This is a genomic window from Synechococcus sp. Nb3U1 (assembly GCF_021533835.1).
Taxonomy (GTDB): Bacteria; Cyanobacteriota; Cyanobacteriia; order Thermostichales; family Thermostichaceae; genus Thermostichus.
Map to the genome: position 1 here is coordinate 361,554 of NZ_JAKFYQ010000001.1, position 15,644 is coordinate 377,197.

Here is a 15,644-nt window from a genome sequence, read left to right on the forward strand (position 1 = left end):
CAAGCAACACAGAGGTGCTGGTCATGAGCGAACGATCTCGGGATCCCATCCCCAAAGCGCCAACAGCAGCGCTGGATCCGACGCAGGATCCCCTAATCCGAGGGGATTGGCATGCGGTGGCACGGGTGCAGGATCTGGAGACCACCTCTCAGCCTGTGGCAGTACGGCTGCTGGAGGAAGATCTGCTGATTTGGAAAGCGGAAGGGGGGTGGCGCTGTTGGCAGGATCGTTGCGTCCATCGCGGTACGGCCCTATCCTTGGGCACCGTCAAAGAATCCACCCTGATCTGCCCCTATCACGGCTGGGTGTTCGATGCGCAGGGGCAGTGTATTCATATTCCCGCTCACCCGGAACAACCCCCGCCGAGACGGGCCTGCATTCCCACCTACGCCGTACAGGAGCGCTATGGGCTGCTTTGGGTATGTTTAAGTGAGCCGCAACAGCATATTCCCCCTTTCCCGGAATGGGAGGATCCCAGCTTTCGGCCCCTGTCCTCTCCTGGCTATCGCGTTCGCGCCTGTGGTACCCGGGCCATTGAAAACTTCTTGGATGTCAGCCATTTTCCTTTTGTGCATAAGGCGATTTTAGGGGATCCCGCCCATCCGGTGATTCCTGACTATCGGGTGCAGATCACCCCAGACGGCGTGCTAGCGGAAAATGTGCGCGTATATCAGCCGGATCCCTATGGCACGGGGGTGGGGGATACAGTGTCTTATACCTACCGCGCCCTGCGCCCCCTGACGGCCTATTTGCGCAAAGACTCGGCGGAGCAGTGTGTGGCCATTCTGCTGACGGTGACCCCCCACTCGGAGCAAGAGAGCACCCTGTGGATGTTGATGGCCATGAACTACGCCCACAACACCCCAGCCCAGGAATTGCTGGACTGGCAGGAGGCGATCGTGCTGCAAGATATCCCGATCTTGGAGTCGCAGCGGCCTGTGCAACTGCCTTTGGATCCCCAACAGGAGCTACACCTGGCCTCGGATCAATCCGCCATTGTCTATCGGCGCTGGCTGAAGACCTTGGGCTTGCAGTTTGGAGTTTTGCCCTGATGGCACTGGCCTGCCCTCACAGAGCTGTTTTTTGTTGTTTTGTTTTCGACCCTCACCTATGCAGCTTTCTCACGTTGCTTCTGGCCGCACCGGGATCCCCACAGACACGCCACTGGTGCAGATGCAGGGGATCCGCAAATCTTTTCCGGCGGTACTGGCCAATGACGGAGTGGATTTTGAACTGCGCTCAGGGGAGATCCACGCCCTCTTAGGAGAAAATGGAGCCGGCAAAACCACCCTGATGAACATCCTGGCTGGCCTCTACCAACCGGATGAGGGAAAAATTTGCCTGCGCGGCCAATCGGTGCAAATCAAATCCCCGCGCCAGGCCATCCAGATGGGAATTGGCATGGTGCATCAGCACTTTATGTTGGTACAAAGCTTCACGGTGGCGGACAACATCGTTTTGGGGCAGGGCTTGCCAAGGCTCGACAAGCAGAGATTCGGCTGGCTTCAGGAGGATGCCAAACAGCTACACCAAGAGTTGCGGCAACTGGCGGAGCGCTACGGATTGCAGGTGGATCCGGCGGCTCGGGTGGCCGAGCTTTCGGTGGGGGAGCAACAGCGGGTGGAGATCCTCAAGGCGATCTATCGCGGTGCCGATATTTTGATCTTGGATGAGCCGACGGCGGTGCTGACCCCCCAGGAAGTAGAGGAGCTGTTGCAGACGCTGCGGGCTTTGGCTGCTCAGGGGGCGGGCATCGTTTTTATTTCCCACAAACTGAAGGAGGTGCTAGCCCTCTGTCATCGGGTCACGGTGCTGCGGGATGGCAAAACGGTTGCTACGGTGGCAGTAGCCGAACATCTGCAAACTTTGGGATCCGCAGGATGTGAACGGCTGCTGGCCCAGAGGATGGTGGGGCGGGAGATCCAACCAGCCTCTTGGGGGGGGGAACAATGCTCGCCGGGGGATCCTATTCTACGGTTGGAGGGGGTGGTGGCCTTGAGTAACCGGGGTTTGCCCGCGTTGCAAGGGATCCACTTACAGGTGCGCGCCGGAGAAATTGTCGGGGTGGCGGGGGTGGATGGCAACGGCCAACGGGAACTGGAGGAAGTCATCGCCGGGTTACGGCCCATCCAAAGTGGCTCGGTGCAGTTTGCCGGATCAGGAGCAGTGAACTTGGCTCATATTCCCTCGGATCGCTACAGCATGGGCTTGCTCTCAGACTTTAGCGTGGCAGAAAATGCCGTGTTACGGGATATAGAGCGGGATCCCTATTGTCGGCGGGGTTGGCTGGATTGGCGGGCAATTGCCCGATTTGCACAGCAGTTGGTGCTGCAATTTACGGTGAAAACCCCTTCGATTCAAACGCGGGCCGGGAAACTCTCGGGGGGCAATGCGCAAAAGTTGGTCTTGGGGCGAGAGCTAGCCCGACAACCGCAGTTGATTTTAGCGGCCCAACCGACGCGAGGGCTGGATATTAGCGCCATTGAATATGTACATCATCAACTGTTGCAACAACGGCAGGCGGGGGCGGGCATCCTGCTCATTTCCACAGAACTGGAGGAGATCCTGCAACTGAGCGACCGGATCGTGGTGCTCTACGAGGGGAAAATTCGCGGCGAAACCTCGGCAGAAACAGTGGATATTCATCAATTGGGCCTGTGGATGGCGGGGAGAGACTAGATGCAGGGGTGGCTTTCGCGTTCGGCTGGATTGGGCAAGGGTGAGCCGGACTTTGGCTCGTGGAGATCTCTGCTGGGCTTGCCACTGTTGGGGGCGGGGGTGGCGCTGTTGTTGGGGGCACTGTTGATCCCTCTGGCAGGGCATAACCCGTTTCTGGCCTATGGGGTGATGCTTCAGGGGGCTTTTGGCAGCCAACGCTCCCTCACAGAAACGGCATTGCGGGCAACTCCGCTGTTGATCATGGGGTTGGGGTTGACGATTGCCTTTCGCTGCAAGGTGTGGAATATCGGCGCTGAAGGGCAGTATCACCTGGGGGCCTTGGCGGGGGCGGTGGTGGCCCTGAATATGGCGGAGCAACCGGCTTGGCTAGTGCTGCCGCTGATGTTGCTGGCGGGGATCGCTGGGGGCTTGCTGTGGAGCGGTTTGGCGGGCTGGCTGCACCTGAAGCGGGGTATGAATTTGATCATCGTCACCCTGATGCTGAACTACATCGGCATTTTGTGGGTGCGCTACATGGCTCGTAGCCCCTTGCGGGATCCTAGGGGTTTTTTGCCGGAATCGGCCCAGTTTGCGGCGGTGGCCCGCTTGCCCCGGCTGCTGGATACGCGGCTGCACCTGGGGGTGGTAGTGGCGGTGCTCTTAGTTGGGATCCTCTACGTGCTGTTGTGGCGAACACCGTTGGGGTTTCAGTTGCGAGCGGTGGGATCCCGTGCCAGTGTGGCTCGCACGATGGGGATCCCGGTAGAACGAACGATCTGGATCGCCCTATTGATTAGTGGCGCGCTGGCGGGCTTGGCAGGCATCATTGAAGTTAGCACCACCATCACCCGTTTGAAGGGAACGATTTCTGACCATTACGGGTTTAGTGCCATTTTGGTAGCTTTGTTGGGGCAATTGCAGCCGCTGGGAGTGTTGGTGGCGGCCTTTTTGTTTTCGGCCTTGAACATTGGGGCGGAGGCATTGCAGGTGCGGATGCAGATCCCGGCGGCGGTGGCTCAGGTGATTCAGGCACTGGTGGTACTGCTGGTGTTGGCGGGGGATGCTTTGGCCAGGAATCAAGGCAACAGGTGAAAGATCGATTGAAAGATCCTACTAAAGGATACTAAAGTCATCCTACGGTGTGTTGACTGACGGATCCCCTGCCCATGCCTGACCTCACCTGGTTGGAGCCCCTCACTCAGCACTTTCAACTGGGGGATCCCGAGCCCCCTCAACCGATCCAAATCGGTCTTATTCACCAAACCTGGAAACTCGGCACTCCCCAGGGATCCTTCATCGCCCAGCGCCTGCACCCCATATTTGATCCCGCTGTCACCGAAGACGGCCAAACCATCAGCCAATGGCTACGACACCAGGGCTTCCCTACCCCTCATTTCCGCCGTGCCCGCGATGGATCCCTGCATTTGACCTGGGCAGGAGGACTGTGGCGTGTAATGGAGTGTTTGCCGGGATCCTGTCATCAAACCCCTCCCGATTGGGGTTACTTGGAACAGGCGGGGGCAGCGATTGGGCGATTACATCAGCTCTTGGCTCAGTTTGAACACCAGTTTCGCTTTCGGATCCCGCATTTTCACGATACCGCCCACATTTGGCGGCAGCTACACCGGTACAGTCCCACTCCAGAAGTGCAGGCGGAATGGCAGTTTTTGATTGAAACGGTACCAACACTATTCTTGCCCTCAGGGATCCCGACCCAAATCATCCATGCTGATCTCAAGTTCAACAACTTTTTGTTCGATGAGCAGGGGCAATTTGTCGGCCTGCTGGATCTCGATACCTTTATGCACCACAACCTATACATCGAATTGGGAGATGCTCTGCGCTCTTGGGGCAAGCAAGGGGAAACCATCCAGGCCGAAGCGATCTTGGCGGGGTTACGAGGATATGCCCAAACCGGGAATCTACGCGCCCTGCAGCCGGAGCTTATCCTACAAGGGATCCAACTGATCACCCTAGAGTTGGGCATGCGCTTTCTGCAGGATTGGTTTGAAGACTCCTACTGGAACTGGGATCCGCAGCGCTACCCCAGCCGCAAAGCCCACAACCTCGCCCGGTGCCGACAGCAAATCCGCCTTTATCAAGCCCTAAAAGCAGTAGCGCCACAGTTGCTGGGGTCGATCCATGCCCTTTGAACCCTTTGCAGACAAAAGGAAGGAGGAGGTTAACTTATGTTAATTTAGGGACATCTTCACCTTCGTTTTCGCCCTCCCTATGAGCACTCAACTCCTCCACTGGCTTGAGCTAGCCCTGCCCTTCTTTCATCCGGTTCTGATGATTTTGGCCTTTGCTCTCGCCCTTTATGCCCTCTACCTCGGGATCCAGGCGCGGCGAGTGCGTACCGTTTCAGCGGATGAGCGCAAAGTGTTGATCAAAGGGAAATTTGGCCAGCGGCATTTTTTGGTTGGATCCCTGTTTCTGCTGCTGATGGTGTTTGGGGCGATTGGCGGCATGGGAGTCACTTATCTCAACAATGGCAAGCTGTTTGTTGGGCCGCACCTGTTAGCGGGGTTAGGCATTGTAGCGTTAGTGGCCACCTCTGCTTCCCTGGTTCCCCTTATGAAAGATGGGCAAAAAGTCTGGGCGCGCAATGTGCATGTTGTCTTGAATGTGGTGATCCTAGGGGTACTCGGTTGGCAAGCGGTGACCGGGTTTCAAATTGTGCAGCGTATCCTCACCCAGATGCTAACCACGCCCCAAGTAGCCTAAGCCTTGCCCCGCCTCAGATCTGGATCGCACAATGGATTCCAGTCTGTTGCGGTTCCCCTTATGTCTGTTAGCCCCCTACCTGCTTGGGTCAAGCGCTCCATCGGCAAAGCCAGCGATACTTCCGTCGTACAGCAGGTGATCAAACAACGGGGCCTGCACACCATTTGCGAAGAGGGGCGCTGCCCGAACCAAGCGGAGTGCTACAGTCAAAAAACCGCCACCTTCCTGCTCATGGGAGGGGTTTGTACCCGTGCTTGCTCCTTTTGTCAGGTAGAAACTGGGCGGCCTGGGAAGTTGGATGCGGATGAGCCGGAGAAAGTAGCTGAGGCAGTGCAGCTTTTGGGATTGAGCTATGTGGTACTTACCTCTGTCGCCCGCGATGATCTGCCGGATCAGGGATCCGGTCGGTTCGTAGAGGTGATGCAAGCCATTCGGCAGCGTTGTCCTGGTACCCTTATTGAAGTGCTCACCCCCGACTTCCGGGGCGACCGCGACTGTATTGCCCGAGTGGTGGCGGCCCAACCCATCTGCTACAACCACAACATCGAAACTGTGCGCCGACTTTCGCAGGCCGTGCGCCGTAGTTCAGGCTACGATCTCTCCCTAAAGGTGTTGAAAACTGTTAAGGAATTGGCTCCGAATTTAGCAACCAAATCTGGCTTGATGCTGGGCCACGGCGAAACCCGCGCAGAAGTGCTGGAAACCCTTCAGGATCTACTGGCGGTGGGCTGCAACCGTCTCACCTTGGGACAATATCTCCAACCCTCCCTGGCCCATCGCCCGGTAGAACGCTACTGGACACCCGAAGAATTTCAAGAATTGGGGCAAATAGCTCGCCAGATGGGCTTTCAGCAGGTGCGTTCGGGACCATTGGTGCGCAGCTCCTACCACGCTTCCGAAATGGGGCAGGACTAATTCACCCGCCAAGGCTAGGCCATGCCCATTTCGTTGCTAGCAGAAAAGCGCTCCATGAAGCGCAGGAAGCGCTCCCACTCTGCCTCGTTGCTCATTTCATAGGTTACTTCTAGGGCCTTAAATTCTCCATTCAAGAACTTGGCTTTGATGTCGCGGGTGGTCAGTTCCCCTTCCTCATCGATCATCGTCATGCCGAGAATATTTTGGGTATCGGAGTTCACATCCTCAAAGCGGAAAATAGCGGCTCCCCGGCTACTCGTCTTGGATTTCAGTACCCGCACATTGGTGGGCACCTCTTGGATTCCGGGGGAGAACTCGATACTGGCCATGATGTCCTAAAAAACAGGTTATTCGGGCTATTATACTTCGGTGCTCTCCCCTCCCGGTTGCAGAAGTTCCTGGAACTTCTGGGTTGTCAATTGCTCTAGATATAGACTGGCCCGCCGCAGTACTTCTGCCCCATCCGGGATCCGCTTCTGCTCCGCAAGGCCCAGAGAGCCATCACAGATAACGCCAATATGAGTTGGGATAGGGTAAGTTGCCAACCCAGCTCGCGCAGCTGAGGTCGCCTGTCCACACAGAATCAAAAGAGGTTTTTGGGCCAAAACCGCCTGTTCTAGCACGCCCCACACCACTTTCCCCATGGAGCTTTGTTCGTCCAGGCGGCCTTCTCCGGTCACGATCAGGTCGCAGTGCTGAATATGCTCCTGCAGGGAGGATTGCTGCAACAGCAAGCGGATTCCAGACTCTAGGGTGGCCCCTAGAAAGGCAACCAACCCCGCCCCCGCTCCCCCTGCCGCTGCCGCTCCAGGGATCCGATCCACAGTTCGGCCCAAATCGCGTTCCACTCGGGTGGCCCAATGCCCCAGGGCTTGATCCAACTGTTGCACCTGTAGGGGTGTCGCCCCTTTTTGCGGCCCAAATACTACAGCTGCTCCCAACGGCCCAGTGAGAGGATTCTGAACATCACACAGACCACGGATACGTTTTCCTTGCCAAATTCGGTGTGCGGGTGGCTCAATGTGCTCCAAGCGGGTCAGTTCTCCCCCACCTAGGCCAATCAGCTCCCCGGCTGCATCCAGCAATCGGTACCCTAGAGCCTGTGCCATCCCTGCTCCGCCGTCCACTGTGGCGGAGCCTCCGAGCCCCACCCAAATCTCTGGGATCGGTTCCTGGCAGACAGCCCGCAACAGCTCCCCCAACCCATAGGTGGTGGTCCGGGTGGGATCCCGCTTTTCCGGAGGAACCAACGTCAGGCCTGCCACTTGGGCCAGTTCCAACAGAGCCAGCTGACCGGAGGCCAGCACCCCATACTCTACCCAGACCGGATCCCCTAGTGGACCAGTCACCCATAAGCCTTTTTTTTCTCCCCCCAACGCCATCAGCAACGCTTCTAGGGTGCCCTCCCCCCCATCCGCCAACGGGATCTGCTCCACTTCAGCAGCCGGCAAGACCTGGCGGATCCCTCTGGAAATGCTCTCCGCGGCCGCTGTTGCCGTTAGGGATCCCTTGAAACTATCCGGACAGACCAAAATCCGCTGAGGTACGGTGCCCAATCCGGATCCCATTACCTTTCACCCCAAGACCCAAGTTTCGATCGCCTCCGGGTGAGAGGGCAAAGCCGCCGTTAGCACCTCACAGCCGGTTGGGGTAATCAGCACATCATCTTCAAGGCGAATGCCGCGCACATCGGCAAACTGAGCCAACCGTTCCCAATTCACACAATCGTCGTAGCGTTGTCGCCGCACGGGATCCTCCAGAAGGGCTGGCACTTGATAGAACCCTGGCTCGATCGTCACCACCATACCCGCTTGCAAAGGCCGATCCAGCCGTAGGTAGCCTAACCCAAAGCGCTCACTCCGTTGCCGCCCTGGCGCATACCCGGCCCGATCCCCGAGATCCTCCATGTCGTGCACATCTAGCCCCAGCAAATGTCCTACCCCGTGGGGAAAAAACAGAGCATGCGCATCCCGTTCCACCAGCGTATAGGGATCCCCGCGCAAAATGCCCAACTCCACCAGCCCAGCCGCGATGACCGTAGCGGCCAGCAGGTGTAGATCCCGGTACTCCACTCCCGATGCTGCTTTGGCAATGCAGGCATCATGGGCCTGTCGCACCACTTCGTAGAGTTCCCGTTGTGTGGCGGAAAAGTGTCCCGAAACCGGCCAGGTGCGCGTGACATCCGCCGCCCACCCCAATGGACTTTCTGCCCCCACATCCGCCAACAGCAGATCCCCCGGTTGCAGCGCGTGATGATGGGCCTCGTTGTGTAAAACCTCGCCATGCACCGTCACAATGCTGCTGTAGGCAGGGCTCATCTGTTGAGCGCAGATCCGCTCCTCCATTGCTGCTCGCACTTCCGACTCGCGTTTGGCCTGAAGGCTAGCCGCCATCCCCGCTCTGTGGGCCTCCACCGTGACCGCCGCTGCCGCCCTCATTTCCTCCAGGGCAAAGGTATCCTGACAGAGGCGTAGCTGCACCACAGCTTGAGCCAGAGGTTCATCCTCAGGATGGAGATCGGGTGCGGGCGGGATCCTTCGGTTCAAACTGTGGGATTGCTGGATTCGGGTTGCCGCATCCTGTACGCCTAGGGTGAGGGCTTCACCAGAGAAAGATCCCAGTTCAGCCAGGGGATAAGCAGCATCAGCTCCCATTTGGGCTGCTAGCTCCTCTCGCGTCGGGCTCGGCCCATGCCACAGAGCAGCAGCGGGGGAGGGATCCTCAACGAACAGCTCCAACCGACCCGCCTGCAGGCGAATCACCGCATGTTCAATCGGGATCCCGGCAAAGTAGAGAAAGTGGCTGCTGGCTCGGTAGGGATAGCCATTGTGGGGGAAATTACGCGGGCTACGCCCCCCTGCCCAAAGCAACACCGGAGCAGGGAGCAGCTCCCCTAGCCGTTGCCGCCTGTGCTTCAGGATTCCTCGCTGTTCCTGAGTCAGTGCTAGATGTGCAACCATCCTCAGCGTTGCCCCCTACCCCAGATGAGCCAGATTGAATCGATATTGGGTTGATCCTGAACTCCTACGGGTTACCTTCTTCCGGCTGAGCAGGGGCTACAGAAGTTGGTGGATGTCCCAGGGCTTGTTCTAGGGCTAAGCGCTCCTCCATCACCCGCAGAAAGTAGCCGCCCATCATCGCGCCAGAGAGCATTTTGGCCAAGCTCTCCCGATTGGTGACCACTTGAACCCCAAAGTGTTCTGGAGGCAACCCCCCCACGAGGCTGCGGATGTTGTGGCCCAAGATCTCCAACACTTCAGGAGAAGAGTTGCGAGCGATATCTTGAAAGATGTCGGGATCCTGGGTTTGCAGATATTGCCAGAGCTGATTATCGGGGCTAGGAGACTGCACTGCCTCAAAACCAGGGATGAAGTTAATTGGGCTCGACATGGAGTAAACAAGCTCCACAGATACAGCAGATGCAACCAAATCAGAATCTGTCGGGCTGATCCCGCAGGGTGTTACAGTTCTGAAATTTTGGTTAAGTTAAAACTAACACCCAATCCTCACCCGCTTCGGTACGGGATCCCACCCCTCTGAAGAGGCAAATGCCGCACTTTAAAGGATCCCAAAAAAGATCCCAAGGTCAACCCAATGTCGAATGTCCAGAGTATTGCGGACGGTAGATCCTCGTGCTCCCCGAGCCGTCTGGGTATGTGAACTCCTAGCAGCTGACCCCCAGCCTCAAGTCGGGGATCCCTTTGGAGTGGGCACAGCGACTTCAGCTGCAGGCGTTGGGATTGGTTCTAGATCTACTGTTTCGGCTGTTTCGGCAGGAGGCAACTCAAGGGGCGGTGCAGGCTGGGGCAAAAAATCGATGATTTCCCACATTTTGGAGTCTGGGGTGGAATAGGCCAATAGCCAGCGCTCCGGCAGGGTTTCCGGGCCTTGGGTTTGTTCTTTTTGGTGGGCAAGGGTGAGCTGAAAGGGATCCCCTTTGCGGCGATAAGGACGACGGGATCCCGGCAGCTTCACAGAGAGGGAATAGGTACCGCTGAGGTGATGGCCCTCCACTGTTTCTCCGGAGGCCAATAGAAACGGCTCGCGGCGATCCCGGCGGATCTTCACATCCTGCAATTCCAACCGGGTCAGCAACTGTTCACTCCCCACCAGGGATCCCACCTGAGCTGGCAGATGGGAAATTTGATAAGCCAAAGCCTGCTGCACAATCGGTTTTGGGGCTCTAGGGCCACAGCCACTCAGCAACCCCATCAGCAATGTTGCCACAATACACAGAGCCCACCCCCTGTAGTGATGGATCCCCTCTGGCTTTGGCATGGCTTCCTCCCTATGATCTCCAGCCGAACGAGCAAGCGGGCCTTAGATTCCCTGGGTTTTTTAGGATAGATGAGAGATAGAAAACCCATCAAACTGAAGCCAAGGCGGGCTGTTGCTTCAAATACTCCGTATTTACCCCCGACTCACGGGTAAGGGCCACCAGGCCGGTGCGGGCGATCTCGCGGATGCCGAAGTTGGTTAGCATTTTAATAATCGCCACCATTTTGCCGGGATCCCCGGTCACCTCTAGAGTCAGAGACTCTTCCGCCACATCCACAATGCGGGCCCGAAACATCTGGGCTACATCCATAATGTCGGAGCGAGTATCGGGGCTAGCATTCACCTTGATCAGCATCAGCTCCCGTTCCACACAGGGGACATGGGTGATGTCAGTTACCTTGAGCACATCAATGAGCTTGTAGAGCTGCTTGGTCATCTGCTCCACATCCTGTTCATCCCCCGGTACCACCATGGTGATGCGGGAAATCCCCGGACGTTCGGTAGAACCAACGGTAAGACTATCGATATTGAAGCCCCGACGGGCGAACATACCTGCAATGCGGGTTAAAACGCCAGGCTGATCCTGCACAAGGGCGCTGAGGGTGTGTTTCACGGCAACAAAAGCGGTAGATAAAGGTGTGTTCACTGTACCTGAGCGACTTTTATTGTGTCACAGGGCGGGATCCTTCTAGGCAGATTGTTCAGTGCCCAGATCTGAGTTGGGATCCCTGCTGTTGAGCCGCAGCAAAGACCGATGCACTTGCTTGGCCAAAGCCAGATTGTGGTGCTTGCGGCAGACCACCAGAGCCGCTTGCAAATCGGAAAACGCCGTCACTGGATCCCCCATGTTGCAGTGGGCTAATCCCCGCCCATACAGGCCATGCTCATCCGAAACATCCACCTGATTCAGATCCGCCTCGATGCGAAAGGCACGGTCATAGTCATCCAGGGCGGCTTTCAGCTCACCCAACTCGTAGAGGGCGTTGCCACGGTTGTAGAGGGCTTTGGGCTGTTGTGGCTCTACTGCTAGACTGTGCCCCAGATCGGAAATAGCCTCCGCATAGCGATCGGCACAGTAATAAGTCACGCCACGGTTGTAGTAGAGGGCGGGGCTGGGATCCAACCGGATCGCCTCCGACCAATCGGCCAGAGAGGCATCCCATTCTCCTATGTAGCCGTGTAAGCTGGCCCGCTGGAAATAGCCATCCGCTGAGGTGGGATCCAACTGAATCGCCTCATCCAGATGGGTGAGGGCAGCAGTTAGGGATCCCTGCTGAGCCAATAGACCGGCCAAGCCAAGATGGTAAGTCGCGTTTGGATGCAGACTCACCAACTGGGTGAAATCCGCGATGGCCCCTTCCGTATCCGCTTGGCTGATTCGCATCAGGGCACGGTGGTAATAGGGTTCCGGCTGACGGGGGGCTAACTGGATTGCCCGGTCAAAATCCGCCAAGGCTTGGGAAACCTGGTCGAGGGCAAAGTAGGCTTTTCCCCGCAAAAGGTAGGCATTGGTCAAATAGGGATCCCGCTGCAAAGCCAAGCTGAGCTGCTGGACTGCCCCCGGCATATCCTGCTTTAGCCAGCGTTCCCGACCGCGGTTGTAGGCCAAAATAGCTGGGCGAGTAAACACGGAAATGGCTGCCGCACTAGCCAACCCCATCATCGCCAGTACCCGATCCTGCCGCCAACTGAGCATACCCCCCACCAGCAAAGTGGCAATGATCAAAACACGCAAACCAGTGGAAGAGTGGACTTTGGGCATGGCATCCAACCAAGGTTTGTTTTCATTCTGCATGATCTGGCAGTGGAGAACACCAAGAACCGGAGTGCCATCGGCGGTCAGATGGGTCAGGCTGGAGCCGGAACAACACAAAGGGGTTTTGAATCTTTGTTGTGTTGTTGTCGAATAGGTGTGAGAGGACGCTGTGAACGACAACATGCTCAAAAACACCCTGCCGCTCTTGGCCCTCTTGGCGGGGTTTGTCCTGCTTGGCCCTACCCTGATTTTGGAGGCCACCGATTTTATCCTTGGCTACCCCGTCGATTTGATTCGGGTGCAGGAAGGGGACAACAGCCAGCCGCTGCAATAATCCTCCCGTTGGGTAGAGGTAAGCGCTGAGGGATCCCCGCCATCTCCAGGCCAAGATCTACAGGATCTAAAAAATCTAGACAGAATTTGGGGATCCCAACCTGTGGTCTAAGCCCAGAGCATCAACCGCATTTCGTAGGGATCGTGCATATCTGGGTGGAACGGCATCACCCGCAACGCCAACCCCTGCAAGCCGCTGGCATCATAGCGAATTTGCCCCGAGAAAATCGCTCGATCCTCCACCATCTCCACGTAGTGCATTGGGGTGGCTTGCCCCTGCTGAATATAGCCACTATCGTCTACCGGGCCTTGGTAGGCTTGCACAATGACATCTTGGGGTTGCAGGGATCCCAGGCGAAGCTCGGCAGTCACAGTGAGGGGTGCCCGGGCCATCACAGCACTGCTATCCGGCTGGACAGAAACACTAGGGGCCGAAGATAGTGGCTGGGTTTCGACGTGGACATTCAGCACCTGAATGCCGTACCAATTCTCCTGCACATGGCTACACCAACGGGTGAAGTGTCGAGCCGATTCAAAATGGTCGGTGCGCATACGGCCGTAATAGCCACTCAAGGGAATGTAGGCCCGCTCGGCATATTCCTGCACCATGCGCTGGGTGCTAAACAGCGGCGCATTCAGGCGAATTGACTGCTTCATGCGCCGGATCCACGAGTGGGGCAGGCCATCGCTATTGCGCTGATAAAAAGTAGGTGCCACTTCTTTTTCCAGCAAATCGTAGAGGGCGTTCGACTCCACCTCATCTTGGTAGGCCCGATCCTCGTATTCCTCACCACGACCAATCGGCCAACCGGTTTGGTAATAGTCAGCCTCATCCCACCACCCATCCAAAATACTCAGGTTTTGTCCCCCATTTGCGGCTGCTTTCATGCCGCTGGTGCCACTGGCCTCGCGCGGGCGCAGCGGATTGTTTAGCCATACATCCACGCCGGCCACCATCATGGCGGTGACGTGCATGTCGTAATCTTCGATAAAGACCAAGTGATGGCGAAGCTCTGGCTGCCGTGACAACTGCACAATTTGCCGAATCAGCTCTTTGCCGGGGGTATCGCGAGGGTGAGCTTTACCCGCAAAGATGAACTGCATTGGGTATTTTGAATGAGTCACCAGGGCTTCGAAGCGTTTCGGATTCCGGAATAGCAGGGTGGCGCGTTTATAGGTGGCAAAGCGTCGGGCAAACCCAATCGTGAGCACCTCTGGATTCAGGGCTTCGGAGGCCCGCTGAATTTCGACGGCCGAGGCTGCCCGTTTTTGCAACTGCGCCATCAGGCGTTCGCGGGTAAAGCTAATCAAGCGGGAGCGACTGCGCTCATGGGTACGCCACAGCTCGCTATCAGGGATCCGCTCCACCTTCTGCCAGATTGGATCGGAGGGGGGGGCTGCCGGCCAATCGGGCCCTAAGTAGCGATCGTAGAGGGCTTGGTTTTCTTCTCCCACCCAGGTACGGGCATGTACCCCGTTGGTAATGGACGTGATCGGCACTTCTTCAAGAGGGATCCCTGGCCATAGCCGACTGAACATTTTACGGGAAACTGCTCCATGCAACTTGCTCACTCCATTCACAAAAGAAGCCATATTGATGGCCAGCACCGCCATGCTGAATTGCGACTGAAAATCGCCAGTGTTCTCTCGGCCTAAGGCCAAAAAGCGCTCCCGACCTAGGCCCAGTTGGCTGTAGTAGGAGCCGAGGTAATAGTCGATTTTATCGGGGGGAAACAGGTCGATTCCAGCAGGCACTGGCGTGTGGGTGGTGAACATTTGGCTGGATTTAGCCACCTGCCAAGCCTCCTCAAAACTCAGCCCCTGCTCAGTCATGAACAGACGAATTCGCTCCACCGCCAAAAAGGCTGAGTGCCCTTCGTTCATGTGGTAAACAGTGGGTTGGATCCCGAGGGCTCGCAGGGCTCGCACCCCGCCGATCCCTAGCATGATCTCTTGGTGAATGCGCAGATCTTGGTCGCCGCCGTACAGCTCATCGGTAATATCTTGGTCGTACTGGCTGTTGGGCTCGATGTTGGTATCTAGCAAGTAAAGGGGCACCCGTCCCACATTGATCTTCCAAATGCGGGCAAACACCTTGCGGTTGGGGTAGTCTACCTCAATGCGAATCTCTTTGCCCTGGGTATCGGTTTGCAGCTCCAAAGGCATATTAAAAAACTCGTTGATCGGGTAGCGTTCCTGCTGCCAACCATCGGGGTTCAGGTACTGGCGAAAATACCCCTTCTGATAAAGCAAGCCCACCCCCACCAAGGGTAAGCCTAGGTCGCTGGCGGCTTTTAGGTGATCCCCAGCTAAAACCCCTAAACCACCGGAATAAATGGGCAGGCAGTCGGCCAGGCCAAACTCGGCGGAAAAATAGGCGTAGCACTCCCCTTCTACCGCTTGGGCAGAGCGATGTTTGCGGTACCAGGTGTCTTCTTGTAAGTAGGTGCGCAGCTGTTGATGGGCCCGTTCCAATTGGGCCAAAAAGCCGGGATCCTCCGCCAACTCATCCAGCCGTTCCTGCCGGATCTGGCCCAGAAGGGCAATCGGGTTATGGGCACAGGCATCCCAAAGATCGGGATCCATGCGATGAAACAAATTGCGAGTTTCGACATTCCAACTGAAATGCAGGTTGTAGGCCAGAAAACGCAGACTTTCCAGAGCAGCAGGTAGATAAGGGGTGACCTTAAAGGTGCGTAATGGCTTCATAGGAATCCCGGAGGAGCGTTGCCACTGCCAAGCTACCTTGGCCTCTGTCAAATCTCGGGGCTTTTTAGCTTGAATGCTGATTTGTCATAACCCTATCGATCCGGGATCTCACCCAAACTCAAGAGAGCGATCCCGAGAGAATTTGCCGGATCTAGTGCCTCCCTTGCCGATGTCGGGTAGATTTGGCGGTACGGGGTAAACGCCTACAGCACGCTACGCGAACGGTTAATGCTATGAAATGCCCGATTCAGGATGCTAATCCATCTTC

The 15,644-nt window shown here is 56.9% G+C and carries 15 protein-coding genes; 7 read left to right on the forward strand and 8 right to left on the reverse strand.

Features of this window, described 5'->3' with window-relative positions; translation table 11 throughout:
• Positions 1-23: 23 nt before the first annotated feature.
• The 6 genes from L1047_RS01640 to lipA all read left to right on the forward strand — a co-directional run bounded on the left by L1047_RS01640 (position 24) and on the right by lipA (position 6,300).
• The gene (locus tag L1047_RS01640) at positions 24-1,052 is read left to right on the forward strand and encodes an aromatic ring-hydroxylating dioxygenase subunit alpha (protein ID WP_235276917.1); all 1,029 of its coding nucleotides are present in this window, start codon (positions 24-26) and stop codon (positions 1,050-1,052) included.
• Positions 1,053-1,110: 58 nt separating this feature from the next.
• A complete protein-coding gene (locus L1047_RS01645) occupies positions 1,111-2,679 on the forward strand; it encodes an ABC transporter ATP-binding protein (RefSeq protein ID WP_235276918.1) in 1,569 nt (522 codons plus the stop codon).
• Positions 2,680-3,750, forward strand: a complete 1,071-nt coding sequence (locus L1047_RS01650; protein WP_235276920.1) for an ABC transporter permease — start codon at positions 2,680-2,682, stop codon at positions 3,748-3,750.
• 74 nt (positions 3,751-3,824) lie between these two features.
• On the forward strand, positions 3,825-4,811 hold the full coding sequence (locus L1047_RS01655; RefSeq protein ID WP_235276921.1) for a phosphotransferase enzyme family protein: 987 nt from the start codon (positions 3,825-3,827) through the stop codon (positions 4,809-4,811).
• 79 nt (positions 4,812-4,890) lie between these two features.
• Entirely contained in the window at positions 4,891-5,385 is a 495-nt protein-coding gene (locus L1047_RS01660; protein WP_235276922.1) for a DUF4079 domain-containing protein, read from the forward strand.
• A gap of 60 nt (positions 5,386-5,445) precedes the next feature.
• The gene (gene lipA, locus L1047_RS01665) at positions 5,446-6,300 is read left to right on the forward strand and encodes a lipoyl synthase (protein ID WP_235276923.1); all 855 of its coding nucleotides are present in this window, start codon (positions 5,446-5,448) and stop codon (positions 6,298-6,300) included.
• A 14-nt stretch (positions 6,301-6,314) separates the two neighbouring features.
• Here lipA and psb28 read toward each other — a convergent pair whose 3' ends face one another.
• From psb28 to L1047_RS01700, 7 genes are all read right to left on the reverse strand, one after another.
• Complete coding sequence (psb28, locus tag L1047_RS01670) at positions 6,315-6,629, reverse strand: photosystem II reaction center protein Psb28 (RefSeq protein WP_235276924.1); 315 nt, start codon at positions 6,627-6,629, stop codon at positions 6,315-6,317.
• A gap of 30 nt (positions 6,630-6,659) precedes the next feature.
• Positions 6,660-7,868: a glycerate kinase family protein gene (locus tag L1047_RS01675; RefSeq protein WP_235276925.1), complete on the reverse strand. Its 1,209-nt coding sequence runs from the start codon at positions 7,866-7,868 to the stop codon at positions 6,660-6,662.
• A 6-nt stretch (positions 7,869-7,874) separates the two neighbouring features.
• The gene (locus L1047_RS01680) at positions 7,875-9,260 is read right to left on the reverse strand and encodes an aminopeptidase P family protein (protein ID WP_235276927.1); all 1,386 of its coding nucleotides are present in this window, start codon (positions 9,258-9,260) and stop codon (positions 7,875-7,877) included.
• 64 nt (positions 9,261-9,324) lie between these two features.
• A complete protein-coding gene (locus L1047_RS01685) occupies positions 9,325-9,690 on the reverse strand; it encodes a DUF760 domain-containing protein (RefSeq protein WP_235276928.1) in 366 nt (121 codons plus the stop codon).
• Positions 9,691-9,984: 294 nt separating this feature from the next.
• Positions 9,985-10,578, reverse strand: a complete 594-nt coding sequence (locus L1047_RS01690; RefSeq protein WP_235276929.1) for a hypothetical protein — start codon at positions 10,576-10,578, stop codon at positions 9,985-9,987.
• Between the two features lie 88 nt (positions 10,579-10,666).
• Positions 10,667-11,191: an acetolactate synthase small subunit gene (gene ilvN / locus L1047_RS01695; RefSeq protein WP_235278830.1), complete on the reverse strand. Its 525-nt coding sequence runs from the start codon at positions 11,189-11,191 to the stop codon at positions 10,667-10,669.
• Between the two features lie 75 nt (positions 11,192-11,266).
• Positions 11,267-12,340 (reverse strand): tetratricopeptide repeat protein, encoded by a 1,074-nt coding sequence (locus L1047_RS01700; RefSeq protein ID WP_235276930.1) that lies wholly within the window; start codon positions 12,338-12,340, stop codon positions 11,267-11,269.
• Between the two features lie 163 nt (positions 12,341-12,503).
• Between L1047_RS01700 and L1047_RS01705 the strand changes: the two genes are divergently transcribed.
• Positions 12,504-12,668: a hypothetical protein gene (locus L1047_RS01705; protein WP_235276931.1), complete on the forward strand. Its 165-nt coding sequence runs from the start codon at positions 12,504-12,506 to the stop codon at positions 12,666-12,668.
• A 107-nt stretch (positions 12,669-12,775) separates the two neighbouring features.
• Here L1047_RS01705 and glgP read toward each other — a convergent pair whose 3' ends face one another.
• The gene (glgP, locus tag L1047_RS01710; protein WP_235276932.1) at positions 12,776-15,376 is read right to left on the reverse strand and encodes an alpha-glucan family phosphorylase; all 2,601 of its coding nucleotides are present in this window, start codon (positions 15,374-15,376) and stop codon (positions 12,776-12,778) included.
• Positions 15,377-15,644 lie beyond the last annotated feature (268 nt).

What these genes read in the sequence shown, in the direction of transcription:
- L1047_RS01640 (WP_235276917.1), top strand. Translation starts at nt 24, where the DNA reads ATGAGCGAACGATCTCGGGATCCCATCCCCAAAGCGCCAACAGCAGCG.
- L1047_RS01645 (WP_235276918.1), top strand. Translation starts at nt 1,111, where the DNA reads ATGCAGCTTTCTCACGTTGCTTCTGGCCGCACCGGGATCCCCACAGAC.
- L1047_RS01650 (WP_235276920.1), top strand. Translation starts at nt 2,680, where the DNA reads ATGCAGGGGTGGCTTTCGCGTTCGGCTGGATTGGGCAAGGGTGAGCCG.
- L1047_RS01655 (WP_235276921.1), top strand. Translation starts at nt 3,825, where the DNA reads ATGCCTGACCTCACCTGGTTGGAGCCCCTCACTCAGCACTTTCAACTG.
- L1047_RS01660 (WP_235276922.1), top strand. Translation starts at nt 4,891, where the DNA reads ATGAGCACTCAACTCCTCCACTGGCTTGAGCTAGCCCTGCCCTTCTTT.
- lipA (WP_235276923.1), top strand. Translation starts at nt 5,446, where the DNA reads ATGTCTGTTAGCCCCCTACCTGCTTGGGTCAAGCGCTCCATCGGCAAA.
- psb28 (WP_235276924.1), bottom strand. Translation starts at nt 6,629, where the DNA reads ATGGCCAGTATCGAGTTCTCCCCCGGAATCCAAGAGGTGCCCACCAAT.
- L1047_RS01675 (WP_235276925.1), bottom strand. Translation starts at nt 7,868, where the DNA reads ATGGGATCCGGATTGGGCACCGTACCTCAGCGGATTTTGGTCTGTCCG.
- L1047_RS01680 (WP_235276927.1), bottom strand. Translation starts at nt 9,260, where the DNA reads ATGGTTGCACATCTAGCACTGACTCAGGAACAGCGAGGAATCCTGAAG.
- L1047_RS01685 (WP_235276928.1), bottom strand. Translation starts at nt 9,690, where the DNA reads ATGTCGAGCCCAATTAACTTCATCCCTGGTTTTGAGGCAGTGCAGTCT.
- L1047_RS01690 (WP_235276929.1), bottom strand. Translation starts at nt 10,578, where the DNA reads ATGCCAAAGCCAGAGGGGATCCATCACTACAGGGGGTGGGCTCTGTGT.
- L1047_RS01700 (WP_235276930.1), bottom strand. Translation starts at nt 12,340, where the DNA reads ATGCCCAAAGTCCACTCTTCCACTGGTTTGCGTGTTTTGATCATTGCC.
- glgP (WP_235276932.1), bottom strand. Translation starts at nt 15,376, where the DNA reads ATGAAGCCATTACGCACCTTTAAGGTCACCCCTTATCTACCTGCTGCT.